Source organism: Micromonospora sp. NPDC002411 (assembly GCF_053592955.1).
Window position 1 is genome coordinate 1 of the sequence record NZ_JBSFBM010000569.1, and the last position, 2,448, is coordinate 2,448.

The following is a 2,448-nucleotide window of genomic DNA, read 5'->3' on the forward strand; positions in this document are numbered from 1 at the left end:
GTGGCTGATCTCCGCGCGCAGCGACGACGCCCTGCGCGCACAGGCCACCCGACTCGCCGACCACCTCGACGAGCGGCCCGACGCCGACCCGGCAGACGTCGGCCGTTCGCTGGCCGCGCGCGCCACCCTCGCCCACCGGGCCGTCGTCCTCGGTACGGATCGGCAGGCCGCGCTGACTGCCCTCGCCGGCGGGACGACGGGCCCCGGCCTGGTCACCGGCACTGCACAGGGCGGGCGTACCGCCTTCGTCTTCTCTGGCCAGGGCTCGCAACGGCACGGCATGGGCTTGGACCTCTACGACAGGTTCCCCGTGTACGCGGAGGCGTTCGACGCGGTCTGCGCCGAGCTGGACCGTCATCTCGACCGGCCGATCCGGGACGTGATCGCGGACGACGCGAAAGCCCTGGACCAGACGGTCTACACGCAGGCCGCGTTGTTCGCCGTCGAGGTGGCGTTGTTCCGCCTTGTCGAGTCGTTCGGGGTCAGGCCGCATTTCCTGGTGGGGCACTCGATCGGCGAGATCGCCGCCGCGCACGTCGCCGGGGTCATGTCGCTGGCCGACGCGGCGACGCTTGTCAGCGCCCGAGGTCGATTGATGCAGGCGCTTCCGGCCGGTGGGGTCATGGTCGCGGTACGAGCCACCGAGGCGGAGGTGCTGCCGCTGCTGACCGACGGGGTCTCCGTCGCCGCGATCAACGGCCCGCGTTCCGTGGTGCTGTCCGGTGTTGCCGACGAGGTCGCAGCGGTGGCAGCGGCCTTCAAGAAGTCGAAGCGGCTACGGGTCAGCCACGCCTTCCACTCGGTGTTGATGGAGCCCATGCTGGCCGAGTTCGCCGAGGTCGCGGAATCCCTCGCCTACGAGTCACCGCGCATCCCCGTGGTGTCCAACCTGACCGGGCAGGTCGCCGAGACCCAGGACGCCGCGTACTGGGTGCGGCACATCCGGGAAGCGGTCCGCTTCGCCGACGGCATCACCACACTGGAAGACTTCGGTGTCAGCACGTTCGTGGAGATCGGCCCCGACGGGGTGCTGTCGGCCATGGGCGCGGACTGTGTGAGCGACGCGGTGTTCGTACCCGTGCAACGCTCTGACCGCGACCAGGCAGCCACCTTGCTGACCGCCCTCGCGCAGGCCTTCGTGCGCGGCGTCGCTGTCGACTGGACGTCGTGCCTGAGCGGCGGGCGGCTGATCGACCTGCCGACCTACGCCTTCCAGCACGAGCGTTACTGGCCGAGCGTTCCGGAGCCGGTCACCGCGACCGCCGCCGGCGAACCGGCCGACGCCGAGTTCTGGGCCGCTGTCGAGGACGGCGACCTGGCGCGATTGGGTATCACTGCGGACAGCGCCGGTGACCTGCTGCCGGCGCTGGCCGAATGGCGTCGCAAGCGTCAGGACGCCGACGTCGTCGACGGCTGGCGCTACCGGACCACCTGGCGTCCGGTCACCGGCGACGCCTCCGACACCCTCGACGGCCGCTGGCTGGTCGTCGGCGCCGACCCCACCGACGAGAACCTCGTCGGCTTCCTCGCGAGCACACTCGCCGAGGCCGGCGCCGACGTGCTCCACGCCCACGACGCGACCGACCTGACCGACCTCTCCGCACCGATCGCGGGCATCGTCGCCGTGGCCGACGCTGGAGCCGACCTGCTCGCCCTGGTCCAGCAGTTCGCCGGCACGGACGTGACCGCCCCGCTGTGGGTGGTGACGGCGGGTGGGGTGTCGGTCGGGCGTGGCGACGTCGTTTCCCCAGCGGTGTCGGCGGTGTGGGGTCTGGGTCGGGTGGTCGGTCTGGAGTTGCCGCACCTGTGGGGTGGTCTGGTCGATGTTCCGGCTGTCTGGGATGCGCGGGTGGGCGCCCGGTTGGTGCGGGTGTTGGCCGGTGGGTTCGGTGCCGAGGACCAGGTCGCGGTGCGGTCGTCGGGTGTGTATGTGCGGCGGTTGACGCGTTCGACGGCGGTGGCTGGCGAGCAGCCGGGTTGGTCGCCGTCGGGAACGGTGCTGGTGACCGGTGGCACCGGTTCGTTGGGCGGACGCGTCGCGGTGTGGGCGGCCGAGCGTGGCGCCGAGCACCTGGTGCTGGTGTCGCGGCGAGGCCCGCACGCCGCAGGAACTGCCGATGTGGTCGCTGCGGTCGAGGCCGCCGGCGCCCGGGTGACAGTCGCGGCATGCGACATGGGCGACCGGGATGCGGTTCAAGCCCTGCTCGACGGACTCGACGCTCCGGTCCGGGCCGTGGTGCACGCCGCCGGCGTGGAGCGCTCCGCGTTGCTCACCGAGACCACCCCCGAATTGTGGGACGAGGTGTTCAACGGCAAGACCGCTGGTGCGGTGTACCTGGACGAGTTGTTGGGTGATGACCTGGATGCGTTCGTGGTGTTCTCGTCGATCTCCGGGGTGTGGGGCAGTGGCGGGCAGGGTGCGTACGCCGCGGCGAATGCGTTCCTGGA

At 71.4% G+C, this 2,448-nt stretch carries 1 protein-coding gene; it reads left to right on the forward strand.

Going from position 1 to position 2,448, the window contains the following annotated elements; genetic code table 11:
* The coding region (locus ACWCO3_RS33970; RefSeq protein ID WP_450014054.1) for an SDR family NAD(P)-dependent oxidoreductase at positions 1-2,448 on the forward strand (2,448 nt) is incomplete at both ends.